This is a genomic window from Sorangium sp. So ce321 (genome assembly GCF_051530195.1).
GTDB lineage: Bacteria > Myxococcota_A > Polyangia > Polyangiales > Polyangiaceae > Sorangium.
Map to the genome: position 1 here is coordinate 4,146,887 of NZ_CP150329.1, position 19,539 is coordinate 4,166,425.

Annotated in this window: 15 protein-coding genes; 4 read left to right on the forward strand and 11 right to left on the reverse strand. The window is 71.9% G+C overall.

Annotation, left to right across the window (positions count from 1 at the left end; translation table 11 throughout):
- Positions 1-2: 2 nt before the first annotated feature.
- From WME89_RS15955 to WME89_RS16000, 10 genes are all read right to left on the reverse strand, one after another.
- On the reverse strand, positions 3-338 hold the full coding sequence (locus tag WME89_RS15955; RefSeq protein WP_438010000.1) for a PAAR domain-containing protein: 336 nt from the start codon (positions 336-338) through the stop codon (positions 3-5).
- A 27-nt stretch (positions 339-365) separates the two neighbouring features.
- Positions 366-2,399, reverse strand: coding sequence for a type VI secretion system Vgr family protein (locus tag WME89_RS15960; protein ID WP_438010001.1), 2,034 nt, complete (start codon positions 2,397-2,399; stop codon positions 366-368).
- 523 nt (positions 2,400-2,922) lie between these two features.
- Positions 2,923-4,083 (reverse strand): epoxide hydrolase family protein, encoded by a 1,161-nt coding sequence (locus WME89_RS15965; RefSeq protein ID WP_438010002.1) that lies wholly within the window; start codon positions 4,081-4,083, stop codon positions 2,923-2,925.
- Positions 4,084-4,203: 120 nt separating this feature from the next.
- The gene (locus WME89_RS15970) at positions 4,204-4,893 is read right to left on the reverse strand and encodes a helix-turn-helix domain-containing protein (protein WP_438010003.1); all 690 of its coding nucleotides are present in this window, start codon (positions 4,891-4,893) and stop codon (positions 4,204-4,206) included.
- A gap of 16 nt (positions 4,894-4,909) precedes the next feature.
- A complete protein-coding gene (locus WME89_RS15975; RefSeq protein WP_438010004.1) occupies positions 4,910-6,484 on the reverse strand; it encodes an MYXO-CTERM sorting domain-containing protein in 1,575 nt (524 codons plus the stop codon).
- Positions 6,485-6,757: 273 nt separating this feature from the next.
- Positions 6,758-7,492 (reverse strand): hypothetical protein, encoded by a 735-nt coding sequence (locus tag WME89_RS15980; protein WP_438010005.1) that lies wholly within the window; start codon positions 7,490-7,492, stop codon positions 6,758-6,760.
- 63 nt (positions 7,493-7,555) lie between these two features.
- The gene (locus WME89_RS15985) at positions 7,556-8,470 is read right to left on the reverse strand and encodes a hypothetical protein (protein WP_438010006.1); all 915 of its coding nucleotides are present in this window, start codon (positions 8,468-8,470) and stop codon (positions 7,556-7,558) included.
- Positions 8,467-9,090 (reverse strand): RNA polymerase sigma factor, encoded by a 624-nt coding sequence (locus WME89_RS15990; RefSeq protein WP_438010007.1) that lies wholly within the window; start codon positions 9,088-9,090, stop codon positions 8,467-8,469. The genes WME89_RS15985 and WME89_RS15990 overlap by 4 nt, the downstream gene beginning before the upstream one ends.
- Complete coding sequence (locus WME89_RS15995; RefSeq protein ID WP_438010008.1) at positions 9,087-10,196, reverse strand: hypothetical protein; 1,110 nt, start codon at positions 10,194-10,196, stop codon at positions 9,087-9,089. Before WME89_RS15995 ends, WME89_RS15990 begins: the two co-directional genes overlap by 4 nt.
- A gap of 21 nt (positions 10,197-10,217) precedes the next feature.
- Positions 10,218-11,231 (reverse strand): carbohydrate kinase family protein, encoded by a 1,014-nt coding sequence (locus WME89_RS16000; protein WP_438010009.1) that lies wholly within the window; start codon positions 11,229-11,231, stop codon positions 10,218-10,220.
- A 272-nt stretch (positions 11,232-11,503) separates the two neighbouring features.
- Between WME89_RS16000 and WME89_RS16005 the strand changes: the two genes are divergently transcribed.
- The 3 genes from WME89_RS16005 to WME89_RS16015 all read left to right on the forward strand — a co-directional run bounded on the left by WME89_RS16005 (position 11,504) and on the right by WME89_RS16015 (position 16,000).
- Entirely contained in the window at positions 11,504-14,650 is a 3,147-nt protein-coding gene (locus tag WME89_RS16005) for an ATP-binding protein (RefSeq protein WP_438010010.1), read from the forward strand.
- A gap of 83 nt (positions 14,651-14,733) precedes the next feature.
- Positions 14,734-15,114 (forward strand): response regulator, encoded by a 381-nt coding sequence (locus WME89_RS16010; RefSeq protein ID WP_438010011.1) that lies wholly within the window; start codon positions 14,734-14,736, stop codon positions 15,112-15,114.
- Between the two features lie 397 nt (positions 15,115-15,511).
- Entirely contained in the window at positions 15,512-16,000 is a 489-nt protein-coding gene (locus tag WME89_RS16015) for a VOC family protein (RefSeq protein ID WP_438011940.1), read from the forward strand.
- Positions 16,001-16,088: 88 nt separating this feature from the next.
- On the opposite strand, the gene WME89_RS16020 is transcribed toward WME89_RS16015, so the two are convergent.
- The gene (locus tag WME89_RS16020; RefSeq protein WP_438010012.1) at positions 16,089-18,626 is read right to left on the reverse strand and encodes a hybrid sensor histidine kinase/response regulator; all 2,538 of its coding nucleotides are present in this window, start codon (positions 18,624-18,626) and stop codon (positions 16,089-16,091) included.
- A gap of 528 nt (positions 18,627-19,154) precedes the next feature.
- On the opposite strand from WME89_RS16020, the gene WME89_RS16025 reads away from it, so the two are divergent.
- Entirely contained in the window at positions 19,155-19,538 is a 384-nt protein-coding gene (locus tag WME89_RS16025) for a response regulator transcription factor (protein ID WP_437666300.1), read from the forward strand.
- Position 19,539: the final 1 nt, after the last annotated feature.

Genomic DNA, 19,539 nt, shown 5'->3' on the forward strand with positions numbered 1-19,539 from the left:
GGCTACTCGCCCGCGTCGACGAACGGCGCGCCGGCGCTGGCCGCCTCGACCATGCACGCCGCGGCCCGTGGCGTCCCGATGAGGACCGTCGGGCAACCCTCGACGATCTCGCCCCCGTCCGTGGGGTCGCCCTTGCGCGCAGCAGGCTTGTCGCCGATGAGCACCGTCGGCTCTCCCTCCTTGATCGGATCCTCGGTGCACCAGCAGTCGCAGATGTCCTCCTGGCGTGCGGCCGGCCTGTCGCCGATCAGCACGGTCGGGCAGCACGCGGGCAAGATGGGCCCCGCTCCATGGCGCTTGCAAAGGTGGTTGTCGCCGAGTCTGGCAGCAGGCGGCATGAGTCCAGACGCTCCCTTCTCCGCTCGTCAGCCCGAGCAGTTGATCTTGACCTTGGGGTCGCCCTTGATGACGGTGTCCCCGTCGTCCGCTACCATCTGTATCCCGGTGGCCGCGTGGATGCTGATCTTCCCGCGCGACTCGAGGGTGATGCTCTCGTTCGCGTCCAGCGTGATCTTGCCGCCCTCGATCGTGATCGTGGCCTTCCCGGTGGTGAGCGTGATCTTCTCGTGCGTCATCGTCACGGTCGTGAGGCCGGGGGCCGGCTCGCCTCCGCCGGGCTGGGCGATGGTCAGCGAGCGCTGCACGCCGACCAGCGACGCGTCGTTCTTCCAGACCGTGGTGCGCTGGTCGTTCCTCACGACGTGCGTCGCGTCGTGCTTGACGAGCTCGCTCAGGTCACGCTCCGCCTGGATGTTGATCAGCTCCTTGCCTTGAGCATCCTCGAACATGAGCTCGTTGTAACCGCCCGTCTTTCCGGTCGAGTTGCTCCTCCACCCGCTCTGCGTCTTGTTCTGCGGCAGCTTGTACGGCACCCTCTGCAGGTTCGTGTACACCCTGCCCACGATCACCGGACGATCCGGATCTCCCCCGAGGAAATCTACCAGCACCTCCTGCCCGACCCGCGGCAGGTTCATCCCGCCGAACCCGGCGCCGCCCCAGGGCTGGCTCACGTGGATCCAGCAAGAGCTGCCGTCATCCATCTGGCTCTCGCGGTCCCAGTGAAAGTGCACCCTCACCCGCCCGAACTCGTCGCAGTGGATCTCCTCCCCGGGGGCCCCCACGATGGTCGCGCTCTCCACGCCGTTCACCTTCGGCTTCGGCGTCGTCAGCGCCGGCCGGTAAGGCACCTCTCCGCTCACCGCCTCGCAGCGGTGCGACCACTCGCCGCTCTCCGTCCCGCTCAGCGACGACTCCCGGAGCAGCAGCTTCTTTCCCGAGCCCAGCTCGGACTTCGGGTGATCCTGCATGCTGATCACCATCCCGGGCGCCAGGTCGTGTGCGTTCGTCTCGAAGGTGCAGACCTTCGCTGTGGCGCGCTTCGCGTCCAGCCGCTTCCTCGCGAGCGCGTCCCCCTCCTGCTCGTCGGTCCGGGTCTTGCCCCGATCGTCAGCGACGGGCGTGCTCTCCCCCTTCTCGGAGCGGAACAGGAACGCTCCCGGCGTGTAATGATACCGCTCCAGCTGCGCCTCGATCCCCCCCTGCAGGGCGTCGGCGGTCTTCATCAGCCTGTAGCTGGGGGCCAGGCGGTAGTCGTGGTCCCGTATCGTGTACTTCCCGGGCCGCACCCGTTGCCCGATCCGTACGCCGGTGACGTGCTCCTCGTCGGGCACGGTCATCGGGTTGTCCCGGTAGGCGATCTTCGGCGATCGCAGCGGGTTCGACTGCGGGGCATCGGCGAGCACCAGCTTCGTCTCGCCCTGCTGGTTCTCGAAGTAGAACGTGATCCCTGCGTCCTCCAGCATCCGGCACATGAACGTGTAGTCGCTCTCCGCGTACTGAACGCGGTACTTCCGCGGCTTGTAGGTCTCGGTCAGCCGCTCGTCGCGCTCGATGGACCACTCCTCGAGGAGCTTCCGCACGATATCGAGCTCGGATTCCTGCTGGAACATGCGGTAGTTCCGGCGCTGGGTCAGGAGCCAGAGCGTGGGGACGATCGAGAGCTCGTACGTGGCGAGGGTGGGGGTCCTGGGCGTGCCCTCCTCTACCCGGATCTGCAGGAGGTGGTTGCAGATGCCCGACCAACGGCGGGTGTGCAGGCCGCTGTGCACGGTGAACGTGGCGGGCTTGCCGACCACGTTATCGAAGGTGACGTCGGTGTTCTCGCTGACGGCGATGAGGCTGATCGAGAAGAGAGACGAGAGGCGCTCGTGCACCGAGAACTGGCGTATGTCGAGGGCGTCGCCCGAGGCGACCTCGACCTGGATCGGGGCGGCCTTCGGGAGCCGGAGGGCGCTGCTGGGTGAGCCCACGCGGCGCTGGGGGCGGGGCTGGAGGGGGTCGCTCGCGTCGGCCTCGTCGCGCTGGTCGGGCTGCCCGGGGGGCTTGGGTGCAAACGTCATCCTGAGATCCTCGCGTCGATGGAGGGAGGTCCTTCTGGCCCGATGCCGCGTTCCCGGACCTCGCTTTTGGCGGCCCTCCCGGCGAGAGGCGCCACCCGGACGGTCTCGGCGCCTCGTCTCCGGCGGTGAGGGCCGCGAGCTCGTGATCGTGCCTGGTCTCGGCGGGCTGGCGGGAGGTCGCTCATGGGGCCGGTCGATACTACCGCAGAACGGGGCGGGGCTGCACGGCGGTGAGCCGCGCGACGGCGCGCGAGCGCGGCCCCGGGGGACAGGCTCGGGCGACGCTTCGCTCACCGGCCCTCTCGTTCCGGTTCCCTGAGCCGGCCGTACCTTCTCATCACCTCGCTCGCCCACATCGCGGCGCGGAAAGGACACAGCGCGCGCTACATCGGCGCGAGGAGAGACCTGTTTGACCTCCGGCGCGCAGCAGCGATCCAGAATCTCGAGGCCGCCCATCGTCTGTTCCAGGAGGCGGCGTAAACCATTGGAATTAGACGATTTTTAACATGTTTGCCGCCCTGGCCTAGGACAGCGAACCGAAGAACTCCCGCAGATCGACGGCCAGCGCCATGGGCGCCTCCGTCGCCAGGAAATGCCCGCCGCGCGCCAGCTCGGTCCAGCGCACGATGTGGTGGTCGCGCTCGGCCAGCCGGCGCACCGCCACGTCCTGCGTCAGCGACACGGCCACGGCCATGGGCACGGTGCCGTGCGGCTTGGGCGCCCAGGCGGACGGGTCGTTGAAGGCTTCATAGTACAGGTTGGCCGAGGGGCCGCTGGTACCGGTGAACCAGTACAGGCTCACGTTGTCCAGCAGCGCGTCCAGGCCCACCGCGTCCTCCGGCAGCGCGGCCGCGGGATCGGTCCATTCCTTGAACTTCTCGACGATCCAGGCCAGCTGGCCCACCGGCGAATCGTGCAGCCCGTAGCTGAGCGTCTGCGGCCGCGTGCCCTGGATGTGCGCGAAGCCCATCATCCGGTCGCGGAAGTTCTGCAGCCGGGCCAGGCGCTGCTGCTCCGAGGCCGTCAGGCCTTCCAGCTCGGCGGGGTCGCCGGATGGAAACGTCACCAGCGCATTGCAATGCAGGCCTCTGACATGCTCGCTGTCGACGCGGCCCACCTCCACCGCGATGAACGCGCCCACGTCGCCGCCCTGCACGCCGTAGCGTGCGTAGCCCAGGCGCTGCATCAGCGCCGCCATCGCACGGGCACAGCGGCCGTGGTTCCAGCCGGCGTCGGCCAGCGGCATCGAGAACCCGTGACCCGGGATCGACGGGATCACCAGGTGGAAAGCCTGCGAGGGGTCGCCGCCGTGGCGGCGCGGGTCGGACAGCGCGTCCACCACGCGGTCGAACTCGGCAAAGCTGCCGGGCCAGCCGTGCAGCAACAAAAGGGGCTGCGCGTCCGGCTCGGGCGAGCGAAGGTGCACGAAGTGGATCGTCTGGCCATCGATCCGGGTGGTGAACTGCGGGCGGCTGTTCAGGTGGGCCTCGCAGCGTCGCCAGTCGTACTGGTGCTGCCAGTGCGCGGCCAGCCGCTGCAGGTAAGCCACCGGCACGCCCCTCACCCAGTCGCCGCCCGGCAGTTGCGCCGGCCAGCGCGTGCGCGCCAGGCGTTCGCGCAGGTCGTCGATATCGGCTTGCGGAATGTCGATGCGGAAGGGGTGGATCTCGGAGTCGCGGTGCATGGAGGTCCTCGGGTTGGTCGAGCTCGCCGGTGCGAGCCGGCGGCGCCACCGTATCCACCGGGGTAGGCCCGGTCTTGGAAGAAAACGACAGGCTCAGGCCTCGACGGACCGTCTGGGCCCTCAGCGCCTGGGCCCGGGCCGGGCCGCAGCCCGCGCCACTTCGCCGGGCGTCCTGCCCATGAGCCGCTTCAGCGAATTGCCCAGGTGCGCCTGGTCGGCGTAGCCGCAGGCGGCAGCCACGTCGGCCGGCGCATCGCCATGCATCAGCTGCTGCAGCGCCGCCTGCGCGCGGTGGATCTGTGACAGCTGCTTCGCCGTGAGACCGGTGGCGCTCAGGAACCGGCGCTGCACCGAGCGCAGGCTGGTGCCGGCGGGATCGCCTTGCAGCACGCGGAACACCACCGGGTCCTCCACGAGCAGGCCGGCCCCGATGAGGCGTGCCACCAGATCGTCGGCGTTCTCGAAGTCGGGCACCTCGAAGGCTCGCGGCCCCAGCAGGAACGAGCGCGGGTTCGCCAGCGGGCGCAGCACGCCCTGGTCCAGCATGCCCATCGCCGGCACCCCCGGCATGAACACGCCTGGCCGGAAGGCGATGCTCAGGTACTCGTCGCCGGTCTCGTAGCCCAGCGCCACCGGGTGCGTGATCAGACCTGTATGCAGCACCTGCAGCCGGCCGCGGCGCTTCATGAACACCAGGTCCCAGCAGCCGTCGGGCAGGGACTGGTCCTGCGTGTCGTCGCCATAGGCGACGTGCGTGATCCGCTGCACCAGCGCATGGTCGCTGCCGCGGATGGAGCGCGTGGTCTTCACAGGCAGCTCCCCTTCGTCATGCTGCGCAGTATGGCCGACCGCTCCGCGATGAGGAGGCCTGTCGCCGCCGGAGGGCGAACGCGGCGAGGACCGCCGTCAGGAGGCCAAGGGCGTCATCCCCGCCGACGCCCGCGACGCGGCAGCCGCAGCCCTCGCCGTCGCTGGAGACGTCGCCACCCCCGCCGGCCGCGCCGCTGCCGCTGCCGCTGCCTGCGCCTGCGCCTGCGCCCGCGCCGCCTGTGCCGCCCGCCTCACCCCCGCCCGCGGAGCCGGTGCCGCTGCCCATCCCGCCCGAGCCGGTGGTGCCGCCGCCCGCGCCCCCTTCGCCGGAGGGCCCCGGCGGTGGCACCGTCGCGCAGTCGCCGAGCGAATGTTCGAGCGCGCCGAGCGTGAAGCTCCCGCTGCCCGGCCGCCCGCGCGCGCAGTAGTCGTCGGTCACCGCGGCCTCGGCGGGCGCTTGGCCGACGAGCGACGCCACATCCCCTTTGAGGTGCAGGTCGCCGAGACCTGGATCTTCGTACCACGCTTGAAACGTCGCGAGTCCTACCTCGGCCAGGTTGTCACTCTCCTGATGCGTGCCCCCGTCGCGGTCGCGGATCTTGCCCGTGAGCACGTTGCCGCGCGCGACGCCGCTGGTCGTCGCGAAGCGGAAGTCGATCCCGCTCGTCGCGATCAGCGTATTGAAATGGAGCCGCGTGTCCGTCGCGCGGTTCAGATAGATCCCGACGTCCGAGCAGCTCGCGATGATGTTGTTCCGCATCGTTCCGCCGGTGTGCTCGACCTCGCAGGGCACGTCGGGGTCGTAGGCCGGGGCGCAGTACTGCGCCCCCGTGCCGCCGCCGCCGAACGACAGCCCGATGCGCGCACCGTCCGGCGAGCCGGTGGTGGTGCAGACGACGAGGTTGCGCTCGAAGAGCCCGTCCGAGCCGCCGCTCTTCATGAACGCGGCGTAGCTGACAGCGTCGCCGCCGTCTTTCTGGAAGTCGTGCAGGTAGCTGTCGCGCACGGTCCAGCGCTTGCCGCCGTCGATGTTGATCTTGGTGACGGGATTGCTGGTCCTGCGCGGGTGGGTGTCGAACAGCTCCGATCGCTCGATCAGCCCGTCGTCGGGGGCCGTCCAGACGCCGTCCACCTGCGCGGCGTTGATCTTGAGCTGGGCGTTGAAGTCCCGCACCTTCGAGCGGCGGAGGGTGAAGCGGCTCGCAGCGCCGAACACGTGGAAGGCATGCTCGCAGTCCGAGTCGTCGGCGCAGACGCCGCGGATGTCGAGGTCTTCGAAGTGCCAGTTCGGGCCGCTGACCTTGAAGCCTTCGACGCCCGACAGCTCGAGGATCGCGCCGAGCGGCTCGGCGGCGCGCACGACGATCGGCGCGGCCTCGGTGCCTGCGGCCGCGCAGGAGACGCCGTCGAAGGCGTAGGTGCCCGAGGCGAGGACGATCTCGTCGCCGGCCTCGGCCGCGCCGATCGCGGCGACGAGCTCGTCGGTGGTGCCGACCGGCACGACGGCCGCCGCGGCGGGGGCGGCGGGGGCGGCGAGGAGGAGGGAGGTGAGCAGGGCGAGCGGAGCGATGGGCGCGCGGCGTAGCGACATGGCTGCCAGGATGCGCCGGTGCGCTCGTCCGTCAAGACGGCGCGTGCGACGGGTGACGTCCGCGCGCGACCTTCTCCCCGAACGGGCTGGGCTCATCGAGCTCCGCGGCGACCCGTGCCGGCGCGGCGACGGTTCGGCACCGCAAATTCGTTCGTCCAGCAAAAGATGGGTGACAAAAGATGGGTGACAAAAGATGGGTGACAAAAGATGGGTGGCAAAAGATGGGTGGCAAAAGATGGGTGGCACCCGTCTGTCGCGTCGGCGACGCCGCCGTCAGGGCTCGCGCGTCAGCCGGACGTTGAAGATGCCGCCCTCGCGGGCCATGCTGCCGTTCGCCTCCTGCTGGTCGACGGCGAAATCGAAGTCGAGGCCGCCCCAGGTATTGATGGTGCACCCGGACTCACGGCAATCGCAAATAGAGCTTCCGCACAGATGCATGTATCCGCAGTCGACGGGCTCGCCGCCCAGGTTGCAGACGTCGTTGCGTTCCTCTGTCGATTCGTTGGGCATGCACTTGTAGACGTCCGAGCTGGCGGCCGCGGCGTACGAGGCCTGAAGCTCGCACCAGCCCTTCCAGAGCTCCCGGGTGTCGACGGAGAAGCGGAGCCGGCGGTCGGTGAGCTGCGCGCCGAGCATGGTGAAATCGAACCCTTCATAGGGCAGGCGAGCATCGGATTCGGTCTCCGGCGCGGCGTTCGGGGGATAGCCCACGTCCGGATCCGTGGGCGGGGGGATCGAGGGGCCCGCGCCGAAGCGCACCGTCCCATGGATCTCGTCGCCCTCCACGGCGTCGATGTCGATCTGGATCTCGTCCGATCCCGAGCGGAATTTGTAGTTCTCGACGTAGCCCTCCCAGCGCGCGACGAGCAGCGCGGCCGCGCCCGAGCCCTCGTCGCCGGTGCCGGATTCACCGCCGCCGATGGGCAGATCGTGCGGATCGCAGCCGGTGCTCCCGAGCAGGGCAGCGGTGAAGATCAACGCGAGCGCAGCGCGATTCGAGCAATTCATCGGGTTCCTCCTGTTTCGTTGGGTCCATCCGTACATGGCCGCCGCGAGGAACATCCGTCTCTGTCAGTCGAGATTTTCTCGGAACGCGCACGAGGCGCGGATTCGCTCGATATGCACCGAGCCCGGCGCGTCGCCGAGGAGCCGCTCTGCCTCCGCGCGCGCCTCGCGCGCCCGGCCGGCGGCGCAGAGGGCGAGCACGCGCGCGGCCATGCGCTCCTCGCGGAGCTGGCCTTCGGGGAAGCGAGCGCCGAGGTCGTCGAGGCGCGCCAGCGCGGCCGACGGATCGCCGTCCCGCACGGCGTCCTGCGCCTCGCGCAGCAAGGCCATCTCCGCGGCGAGCGTGCTCGGCCCTGCCGGCGGCCCGCCGCGCGCGCGCGCCGCCGGAGCGCCCGGCGCGCGCGGGACGCCGTCCGCCGGCGCGCGCGGGGCGTCCGGCGCGGTCGGCTCCGGCGGCCGCGGCGGGGCTGGTGGGGCCGCCGGCGCGGCGTGCAGGGGCGTCGCGGCGCTCGCGGGCTCCGGGGGCGAGGCGGCGAGCTCCGGGCCGGCCCCGGGCCCCGGCGCGGCGGGCGCTGGCGGCGGCGCCACGACCACCTTGGCCGGCGACGCCGCGCCCGCCGGCGGAGGGGCGTCGACGCTCGCCCTGCCGGTGAAGAAGCCGCCAGCGAAGGCGACGGCGCCGATCAGCGCGCCCGCCGCGAGCGCCTTGCCCGAGAGGAGGCCGCCAGCCGCCTTGCCCGACAGGACGCCGCCGCCCGCGCCTGCTCCCGCGGGCGCCTCGCCGGGCGGGGCGGGAGGCGCCTCGCCGGGCGGGGCGGGAGGCGCCTCGCCGGGCGGGGCGGGAGGCGCCTCGCCGGGCGGGGCGGCGGCCGCCAGCTTCGCCGCGAGCGCCGCGCGGAGCCGCGCCTTGTGGGACGGCGCGAGCCCGTCCTCGCGGGCGGCCTGGAGGAGCGCGCGCGCCCTCTCGGTCGAATCGCTCATGGCCGCACGCCCCCGCGCCTCGCCAGCGCGAGCTCGAACTCGCGGCGCGCGGCGCGCAGGCGCGAGTAGACCGTGTTCAGCTTCACGTCGAGCGCCGCGGCGATCTCCGGCGCGCTCAGCTCCTCGATCTCCGCCAGCACGAACACCGCGCGCTTGTCGTCGTCCAGCTCCGCGAGCAGCGCGTCGACGAGCTTCAGCGCCTCGGCCTTCTCGAGCCGCTCGGCGGGCCCCGGCGCGCGGTCGGGCACGCCGGCCGGCAGCTCCTCGTGCTCTCCCTTGCGCCGGACGAGGCGCCGGTGGTCGCGCGCCACCCGGCAGACGATCGCGAACAGCCAGGCCTTCACGCTCGAGCGCGGCTCGAACTCGCCGAGACGGCGGTGGACCACGAGGAAGACGTCCTGGAGCGCGTCGTCCAGGCTCGCCTCGCGCACGCCGAGCCGGCGCAGGCTGCGCCACACGAAGTCGGCGTGCTCGTCGTACACCGCGTCGAATTCGAGGGGCACGTGCGCCTCGTGCACGGGGGCGCGCGGCTCGAAGACGGACCCCGCGAAGGGGAGCGCTGGCGCCGGGGACGTCCTCGTCACGCGCAGGACATGGCCGGACCCGTCCGGATCCGTCACGGAAACCGCACCTCCACCCCGAGCGAGGCGCGGAGCGTGGCGGCGGGGATCCGGTGCACCGAGCCGATGCCGACGAGCACGAAGTCGTCGCGCACCAGCGGGAGGAGGGCGTCGACAGCAAGGGGAATGCGGACCCCGTCCGACAGCGCGTAGGTCGCGAGCGCCCCGAGCTGCGGCGCGAGCCAGAGCGCCCGGTTCGAGCCGGGCGCGGCCACGCCGAACCCTGCCGCGCTCATGACGCCCCCCTCGATGCCGGCGCAAGGGCCGAGCTCGAACGCATGGTGACGCGTTGCGTAACAGACGCGGAGCCCGCCCGCGATGAGCCAGACGTCTCCGCCCATGGTCGTGGCCTCGATGAGCGCCTGCTGCGCGCCGAAGTAGGCGATGGACAGCTCGACACGCACGGGCCCGATCAGCGCGCCCGCGGCGATGCCCGCGCCCGGGGCGACGGCCGGGAGCGCCGAGGTGTCGAGCACGCCGAGCGCCCTCAGCGCGCCGCGCAGGCGGGGGCCCGGCGAGGGGGCGACGCCCGGCGACGGGCGCGCCTCGACGGGCGCGGAGGCGGCGGGAGCGCCGGGGTCCGGCGCAGGCGGCGACGTGGCCTCGGGGAGCGCGTCCGCGGCGGGGACCGCGTCGGGCGCTCCGGTCTGGTCGGGCTCCGCCCCCTCTCCGGCGCCCGGCGCAGCGCCGGCGCCCGGCTCCGCGCTCGCGGGGCCGCGCGCGACCGCCTCCGGATCGATGGCGAGCGCGATGATCAGCGCCGCCGCGCTGGCGAGCTCGGCGCACGTCTCGCCGTGGAGGTCGCGCGACCGCGTCGCCTCGCCGAGCGTCGTCGTGAGGTGGAGGTCCCACGAGCCGCGCTCGTTCTGCGACGCCTCGGCGCGCGCCTTCAGCCGAGCCCCGCCATGGGCCGCCGCGGGCCGCCCGAGGCGCTGCTCGATCTCGGCCAGCACCGGCTCGCGATCCGCGCACGCGCCGGGCGCGATCCAGTCGAGGTCGACGCCCCACGCGCCCTCTCCGGCGCGCGCCTCCGCCACGGGCGCGGCGAGCGCGGCGGCGGCGAGCGCGAGGGAGATCCCGCGGTGAGCGCGGCGCGCGGGCGGCACGGCAGGCCGATCCACCACGCCCTACAGCCCGCCGCGCGGCGCGCCGCCGGAGGTGCCTTCTCCCGCGACGGCCGCGCCCGCGCCCGCGGCCGACGCGCCCTCTCCCGCGGCGGCCGCGCCCGCGCCCGTCGAGAGCGCCCGCTCGTGGCGCAGCAGGTCCTCGCGGCTCGCGAGCCGGTGCTTCGGCGCCCGCTGCGCGCAGGTGACGCGCGCCGCGATCTGGCCCCGGCGGATGGCTTCCTCGAGCGGCAACCCCTCCAGCACGTGGCTCACCAGGAACCCGACCGCCAGGCCGTCGCCCGCGCCGTTGGTGTCGACGACCGGCAGGTCCAGCGCGACCGGCGGGAAATAGCGCACCCCGCCCCGCGTCGCGAGCGCGCACCCCCTGGCCCCCATCCCCACCACCACGAGGAGATCGGGCCGCTCGCGCAGGAACGCCGCGCACACCGGCTCCGGCGACGCGTGGTTGGCCGCGGAGAAGAAGAGGATATCGGCGGCGGCGATGAAGTCCCGCCGGTACGGGTCGAGCGGGTCGACCACATCCTGCAGATCGCAGGCGATGGTGGCGCCGAGCTCCCTCGCGATCGGCAAGAGCCGCCGCGCCCAGTCGGGGAGGTTGAAATGGCAGAGCCGCGCGCCGGCCATCGCCGCGCGGCACGCGTCGAGATCGGGCGCGAGATCCATATGGCCCTTGCCGTCATAGAAGTTCCGGCGGCGCCCGTCGGGGTACATGATGTTCGCGCTGCGGCACGTGCCGACCGGGTCGATGAACAGCCCCCTCGCGTCGATGCCCTCGGCCGCGAGCGCCTCGCGGATGAAGCGGCCGAGGACGTCGTCGCCGACCGCGCCGACGAAGGCCGTGCGGCGGCCGAGCCCCGCGTAGCCGCGGCTCGCGTACCCGCCGGCCTGCCCGACAGCGTCGGTGTTGTGGGTGAAATTGCCCTCGACGCTCCAGTCGATGGAGTCGCCATGAAGATAGATGTTCGTGTCGATGCCGATGTTGCCGACGACGACGACCTCGGGAGGAGCGCTCATGGTTCGTTGGCCGGCGAGCTTACCAGAGATCGCGGCGCCGCGTCCGCCAGCCCGGCGCGCGCGCCACGCGGCCACGCGGCCACGCGGCCACGCGACGGACAGCCGAGCTCCGGCCCCGCGAAGGCCCGCCCGCCCGCGCCGCCGCCCTCCACAAAGCCTCGCTCGGCAGGGGCGAGCCGATCAGAGCTTGCACGACCAACGATCTTCACTAAGCGTTTCACGATGAGCTGTCCCCTGCGTCGAGCGGAGCCGCAAGCGTGATGGGCCAACGTATGGAACAGCGGTCGAGCGAGGAACACTCAGAAGGGCGCGACTTCATCGAAGGTCTGGAAGACCTCACCTTCGTGAGGCCCGTGGACGACACCGAGGACCACCTCCTCCGGGACATGGAGCTCCTGAAGCAGGAGATCGCGCGCGCCAGCCCTGGCCGCGAGTCGGGGCTCATGCGGCTCCTCGCGGCGCGGGTCGCGATGAACAGCGCCTTCCAGTTCTGGGGCCTGCTCGACGCCCACGGCACGAGCTGGGAGTCGAACGACACCTCGGTCCGCGGCGCGGGCGTGTCGCGGAGAGACGTGCACGGAGTCCCATTCTGGGACTGCCGCTGGTGGCAGGGCTCGCCGGCGGCGCAGGCGCGGCTGAAGGACGCCGTGGGGCGCGCGGCGCGCGGCGAGTTCGTCAGGTACGATGTGGAGATCATCGGGGGCAAGGAAGGCCACGAGATCATCACCATCGATTTCAACATCAACCCCGTCAAGGACCGGCAGGGCAACGTGGTCTTCCTGATCGCCGAGGGGCGCGACGTCACCGAGCAGCGGCGGCTCGAGCGGGAGGTCGAGCGGCACCGGGACGAGCTGGCGACGCTCGACCGGCTCAAGACGGAGTTCGTGGCCAACGTGAGCCACGAGTTCCGCACGCCGCTCACCCTCATCCTCGGGCACGTCGAGCACGCGCTGTCCCGCCCGGAGAGGTCGCTCGGCGGGGACGGCCTCGCGGCGGTGCAGCGGAGCACCCTGCGGCTGCTCCGGCTCGTGAACACGCTGCTCGACTTCTCCCGCATCGAGGCGGGGCGCCTCCAGACGTCGTTCGAGCCCACCGATCTCGCGCAGCTCACCGCGGAGCTCGCGAGCTCCTTCCGCTCGCTCGTGGAGAGCGCGGGCCTGTCGCTCGTCGTCGACTGCCCGCCGCTGCCGGAGCCCGTCTACATCGACAGGGCGCAGTGGGAGAAGGTCGTCCTGAACCTGCTCTCGAACGCCTTCAAGTTCACGCTCGAGGGGGAGATCGCCGTCTCGGTGCGCGCGCACCCGGATCACGTCGAGCTGTCGGTGCGCGACACCGGCGGCGGGATCCCGGCGGACGAGCTCCCGCGCATCTTCGAGCGGTTCCACCGCGTGCCGGGCGCGCGCTGCCGCAGCATCGAGGGCACCGGGATCGGGCTCGCGCTGGTCCAGGAGCTCGTCACGGTGCACGGGGGCTGCCTGCGGGTCTCGAGCGAGCCGGGGCAGGGGAGCACGTTCGTCGTCTCGATCCCGAGGGGCCGCGCGCACCTGCCCCCGGAGCGCGTCGCCCCGCCAGGCGAGCGCGCGCCCTCGCCGGCGAGCGCGCGCCTCCACGTGCTCGAGGCGTCCCAGTGGCCTCGCCGGCGCGACGGAGACGCGGCGCCGGAGGGCCCGGAGGCGCGCGCCGAGGCGGCGGCGGGGCCGCGCCCCCGCGAGGGCGAGGGGCGGATCCTCGTCGCGGACGACAACGCGGACATGCGCGACTACCTCGTCCGCCTGCTCGAGCAGCGCTGGAGCGTGGAGGCGGTCCCGGACGGCAGGTCGGCGCTCGCGGTCGCGCGCGCGCGGCCGCCGGACCTCGTGGTGAGCGACGTGATGATGCCCGGGCTCGACGGCGTCGCGCTCCTGCGAGAGCTCCGGGCGGATCCGCGGACGAGCATGGTCCCCGTGGTGCTGCTGTCCGCGCGCGCGGGGGAGGACGCGGTCGTCGAGGCGCTCGAGACGGGGGCCGACGATTACCTGGTGAAGCCCTTCTCGGCGCGCGAGCTCCTCGCCCGCGCCCGGACGCAGATCGAGATGGCGCGGATGCGGCGGGCGGCGGCCGAGGCCGCGGAGCGGGAGCGCGCGCAGGAGCTCCCCCGCATGCTCGACGCGGCGAGCGTGACGCTCGGCGAGTCGCTGGATTACAACACGACGCTCGCGCGGGTGGCGCAGCTCGCGGTGCCTTTCCTCGCCGACTTCTGCCTCGTGGACCTGAACGACGATGAGGAGGGCGGCGGCTTCCGGCGCGTGGGTGTGGGCTGCGCGGACCCCGAGCTGGCAGCCCTGGCCGAGGCGGCGAAGCGCTTCGCGCCCGTGCTCGACGGCGCGAACTGGAACGCGCAGGTCAGGGTGATGACCGAGCTGAAGCCGGTGCTCATCGAGCATTTCACCGACGATCACATGCGCGCCATCGCGCAGGACGAGGAGCACCTCCGGGTGATGCGGGCCATGGGGGGGCGCTCGTTCATGTGCGTCCCGCTCGCGACGCGCGGGCGGGCCTTCGGGACCCTCACCTTCATCGCCGCGCGCTCCGGGCGCCGGTACGGCCGGACGGAGCTCTCGGCCGCGGAGGAGCTGGCGCGCCGCTGCGCGCTCGCCGTGGACAACGCGCGCCTCTACAACGACGCCCAGCGCGCGATCGCCCTCCGGGACGAGTTCCTCTCGATCGCCTCGCACGAGCTGAAGACGCCGCTCACCCCGCTCTCGCTGCAGATCCAGATCCTGACGCGCCGCGCGTCGGAGCTCTGCTGCGACAAGGAGCGCTTCACGTGGCTGACGAACCGGCTCGGGCTCGTCCGCCGGCAGTGCGAGCGGCTGAGGCGGCTCGTCGACAACCTGCTCGACGTCTCCCGCATCGCGGCGGGGCGCCTCGCCCTCGATCTGGAGCCAGTGCGGCTGTCGGAGATCGTCCGGCAGGTGGTGTCCCGCTGTCAGGAGGGCGGCGAGATCGCGGAGTCAGGCTCCCGGATCACGGTCAGCGCGGAGGACGACGCCGCGGGGCACTGGGACCGGATGCGGCTCGAGCAGGTCGTCGACAACCTCGTCTCGAACGCGCTCAAGTACGGTCAGGGAAACCCCATCGAGATCGCCGTGACGTCGACGGGCTCGACCGCCACGCTGACGATCAGGGACCACGGCATCGGGATCGCGCCGGAGCACATCGGGCGGATCTTCGGGCGGTTCGAGCGCGCCGTGTCGGCGCGGAACTATGGAGGCCTCGGCATGGGGCTCTACATCTCCAGGCAGGTGGTCGAGGCGCTGGATGGCGCGATCGAGGCGAGCTCCGTGCTCGGCGAGGGCTCGACCTTCAAGGTCACCCTGCCGCTCGCCGGCCCTGGCGCCGCGCGCCGGCCCGCCCTGCCGGGCCCCGAGGTGGCCTGACGCGCTCCGGGAGCGGGGGGCGTGGCGGCTCCGGCCAGGGGCCGTGTCGCCCGGTCCCCGCCTCGGGAATGAAGCGAGTGCGCATGACGATGAGCCGCCCCACCAAGCGTATCCTGATCGTCGACGACGATGTCGCGATCCGGCAGACGCTGAGCGAGCTGCTGGAAGAAGAAGGGTATTCTGTGGCCTCGGTCGAGAACGGGCTCGAGGCCCTCGCCTACCTGCGGGACGACCCGTCTTCCATCGCGCTGGTCCTGCTCGACCTGATGATGCCGGTCATGGATGGGTTCCAGTTCCGGGCCGAGCAGAAGCGCGACCCGGCGCTCGCCGCCACGCCGATCGTGGTGATGACCGCGCGCGGCGCGACGGAGCGCGCCGGCATCGACGCGGAAGCCATCCTCAGCAAGCCGTTCGACCTCCTGAAGCTGATGGACACCATCGCGCGGAGCTGCCGGAGGGCGTGAGCGTCGAGCCCGGGCGCCGCGCGCGCTCAGCCTCTGACGCGCGTCCAGCACATGGCGTGTCGCTGGCGAAAGGTGTCCGGGAGATCATGTCCACTCGCCCCGGTCCTGAGGTTGGATGATCTGAATTTCCTTGACGCCTACAGGAGCTTCAGGATTTCCTACCCGCCGAGACGCCGTCGAGTGCGGGCTCGTGAAAGCCGGTTCGTTCGACGGAGGCGGTCATGAGCTATGTGGATGCCCTTCGACGGCAAGCGCATGACCCATGGCGGCTTCGCGCCCCTGCTCGACGAGCGCGGCGGCGGCGCGCCGGACCATGCCAAACGACTGGATTGTCCAGGGCACCGATCCGCATGGCGCGGACTTTCCCCTGGTAGGCGGCGAACAGAGGAGAGTAACCATGAAGAAGAACACGATCTGTCTGTGGTACGACCATGACGCGGAAGAGGCCGCGCGCTTTTACGCCAGGACCTTTCCCGACAGCACGGTCGGCGCGGTGCACCGGGCGCCGTCCGACTTTCCAGGCGGCAAGGCGGGCGACGTCCTGACGGTCGAGTTCACTGTGTGCGGCGTGCCGTGCCTTGGCCTCAACGGCGGGGACACGTTCAAGCACAGCGAGGCGTTCTCCTTTCAGATCGCCACCGATGACCAGGCGGAGACCGACCGTTACTGGGACGCGATCGTCGGCAACGGCGGCGCGGAGAGCGCGTGCGGCTGGTGCAAGGACAAATGGGGCCTGTCGTGGCAGATCACGCCGCGCGTCCTGACCGAGGCGATGGCCAGGGGCGGCGATGTAGCGAAGCGCGCGTTCGAGGCGATGATGGAAATGCAGAAGATCGACGTCGCCAAGATCGAGGCGGCGGTGCGCGGCACGGCCGTGCCGACATGAGCCGAGTCCCGGCAATCGATCGTGTCACTCTGCTCTCCCACCCCGCGCGACGAACACCCTCTCGCCGGGCCGGGCTGCCCGGCGACACCTAAGCTCCTTCTCTCGCTCCGGAGATGTTCGCGAGCACGGCGAGCAGCTCCGCCTGCTCGATGGGCTTGGGGACGTGGGTGTTGAACCCGGCGCGCAGCGCGCGGGTGCGATCCTCCGTGCGCGCGTAGGCGGTGAGCGCGACCGCAGGGGTCCTGCCGCCGCTCTTCGCCGGGAGCGCGCGGACCTTGCGGATGAGCGTGTAGCCGTCCTCCCCGGGCATCGCGATGTCGGACACGAGCACGTCGGGGCGCAGCGCCTTCAGCGCGAGCAGCGCCTCGGTCGTGGACGCCACGGCCGTCACGCGCGCGCCGCACTGCTCGAGCATCGTGACGAGCAGCTCGCGCGTGTCGTCCTCGTCGTCCACCACGAGCACGTTCAGCCCGTTCAGCTCCGGAGGACGATCGGTGTCGAGGGGCGACACCCCGAGCGCCGGCCTCCGGCGCCCCTCGGCGTGGTCCGGCTTCACCGCGAGCGGCAGCCGGATGATGAACGTCGCGCCCCGGCCCTCCCCGTCGCTCAGCGCCTGGGCCGTGCCGCCGTGCATCTCCACCAGGCTCTTCACGATGGTGAGCCCGAGGCCGAGCCCCCCGTGCTTGCGCGTCGTGCCGCTCTCCGCCTGCCGGAACTGCTCGAACACGTAGGGCAAGAACGAAGGGTCGATGCCCTGACCGGTGTCGGACACGATGATCTCGGCCAGCGCGTCGGCGCGCTCGAGGCGGATGCGCACGAGGCCGCCCCGCGACGTGAACTTCACCGCGTTGCTGAGGAGGTTCCAGACCACCTGCTGCAGCCGGCCCGCGTCGCCCGTCACGGTGCCCACGCCGGGGTCGAGGACCGGCTCCAGCCGCACGCCCTTGGCGTCGGCGGCCGGCCGCACCACCTCGAGCGCGGCGTCGATCACGGCCACGAGCTCGATCGGCTGGACGTCGAGCCGCAGCTTCCCCGCCATGATCCGCGAGATGTCGAGCAGATCGTCGACGAGCTGCGCCTGGGCCTGCGCGTTGCGCTCCACCGTCTCCAGCGCCTTCTCGCGCCGATCCTCGGTGAGCTTGCCCGTGCGCAGCATCCGGGCCCAGCCGAGGACGGCCGTGAGCGGCGTGCGGAGCTCGTGGCTCATCGTCGCCAGGAACTCGTCCTTCAGCTGGCTCGCTGTCTCGGCCTCACGGCGGGCCGCCTGCGCCGCGGCGAGCAGGCGCTGCCGCTCCTCCTCTGCCTGCTTCCGCGCGGTGATGTCGAAGAACGAGGAGACGACGCCGGCGAGCGAGCCGTCCGGGCGGCGCAGCGGCTGCGCGTTGACCGAGAGCCAGAGGACCGACCCGTCCGGCCGCTCGATGCCGAGCAGGACGCCCGACTGGGGCTCGCCGGTCCGGAGCGCGACCCCCAGGGGGTACATGTCCTCGGGGAACGGCGAGCCGTCCTCGCGGACGACCCTGCACGAGGGGTCGAGCGTCGTCGATCCGATGATCTGCGCCGCGGACAGCCCGAGGATCCGTTCGGCGCTGGCGTTCGTGGTGCGGATGATCCCGCGCTCGTCCTGGAGCGTGATGCCCTCATCGAGCGCGCTGATGATCACCCGGTAGCGCTCCTCGCTGTCTCGCAGCGCCCGCTCCGCCTCGATCGCGTCGGTCTGGTCGCGCGTGATCAGCACGGCGCCCGCGGGCGACCCGTCCGGGTGCCGCAGCGGCGAAGCCGTCCCGGCGAGCGCGCGGAGCGAGCCGTCGGGGCGCGTCACGAGCCAGCGCGCGTTCTCGACCTTATCGCCCCGCACGGCGCGGTACAGCGGGTGCTCCTCCAGGCGCAGCGGCTGGCCGTCGAGCGCGAGCAGCCCGAGCGTCCGGAGCGACTCCATGTCGCCGGTGACCTCGCGCTCGGCGAGGCCGTGCTGCCGCTGGGCCTCCCGGTTGCAGATGCGGATCACCCCGCGCTCGTCCATCGCCATGATGCCGTCGCCGCTCTGCTCGATGAGCGCGCGCAGCAGATCGCGCTCCACCGCCGCGATCCGCTCGGCCCGCTCGGCCCGCTCGCGGAGCCGCTTCGAGCGGACGAGCGCCCCGACGCGCGCCGAGAGGGCGGCCGGGGGGCAGGGCTTGACCACGTAATCGTCGGCGCCCGCGGTGAGCCCCTCGACGAGGTCCTGCTCCTGCCCGGCCACGGTCAGGATGAGGATCGGGAGCCCGACCGTGGCCGCGCACGACCGGAGGAGGCTGCAGATCTCGGTGCCGGACATGACCGGCATCACCTGGTCGAGCACGAGCACGTCCGGCGGCTCCCGCGACGTCATGTGCTCGAGCATCACCGCGGCGTCCGTGAAGACCTGGACCTCGTACCGGACGGCGAGGGAGTGCGCCGCCATCTCGGCCTCCAGCGGCGAGTCGTCGACGATCCACACGACGGCGCGCGCCGCGCGCTCGCTCGGCGGAGGCTCCGAGCCCGCCTGGCGGGCGCCTGGCCCTGCCTCGAGCGTGAAGCGCCGCAGGGCGCTCGCGTCCCGCATCGCGTCGGCGAGCAGGAAATCCATCGTTGTGGGCCGGTTCATGGTTCTCCAGGAGCAGCGGGGGCCGTGAGACTCCTCTGCCCGGAGGGACGCTCTCCGGGAGGAGTCGGTGCGCGACGAGGCGTTGAGCCCTCAAGCATCATTACCGCCCAGTCTCATCTGATCGAGCGCGCGCAGCGAAGCAAGCCCGGCGCATTGAAAAGCGCTGTCGGCCTCGTCAGCTTCATCCGCTTCGTCCGCTTCGTCCGCTTCGTCCGCTTCGTCCGCTTCGTCCGCTTCGTCACGCCTCGTCCGCCTCGTCCGCGCCTCGTCCGCGTCATTGACCTCGTCCGACGTGGTGTTCCGGCGAGGTCGCCGCCCGCGCCGTCGGGGCCTTCACGCACGTTCCGCGTCCAGCGTCCAGCGCCGCGGTCCGCGCCCGCCGGGGCCGTCGCGCGCCCGGCGAGCCCCGGAGTCGGTAATCAGCTTCGGGACGTGTCCGACGGGAGATCCCTGAATCTTCCAAGGACGCTTCTGCGCTTGATTGACACCTCGCATCCAGGCCGGCTATTCCCTCAGTCGAGCACCGCTGTGGCAGAGATCCTCGTCGTCGACGACAGCAGAGTGATGCGCGAGATGGTGGTGGCCTGCCTGCGCGCCGAGCAGTACGGGTTCGCCCACGCGGCGAGCGGGCTCGAAGCGATTGAGACGCTCTCGCTCCGGCCGTTCGATCTCGTGGTGCTCGACCTCAACATGCCGGACATCGGCGGAATCGAGGTCATCGAGTTCATCCGCGGCCAGGACAAGCTCCGGAGCCTGCCGATTCTGGTGGTGACCACGCGGGGTGATGAGGAGTCCCGGGCCCGGGCGCTCGGCGCCGGGGCGTCGGAGTTCATGACGAAGCCGTTCGCTCCCGACGCCATCCTGGCCAGCGTGCGGTCGCTGCTGGGGAACGGCGTCGCGAGCGCCGGATGAC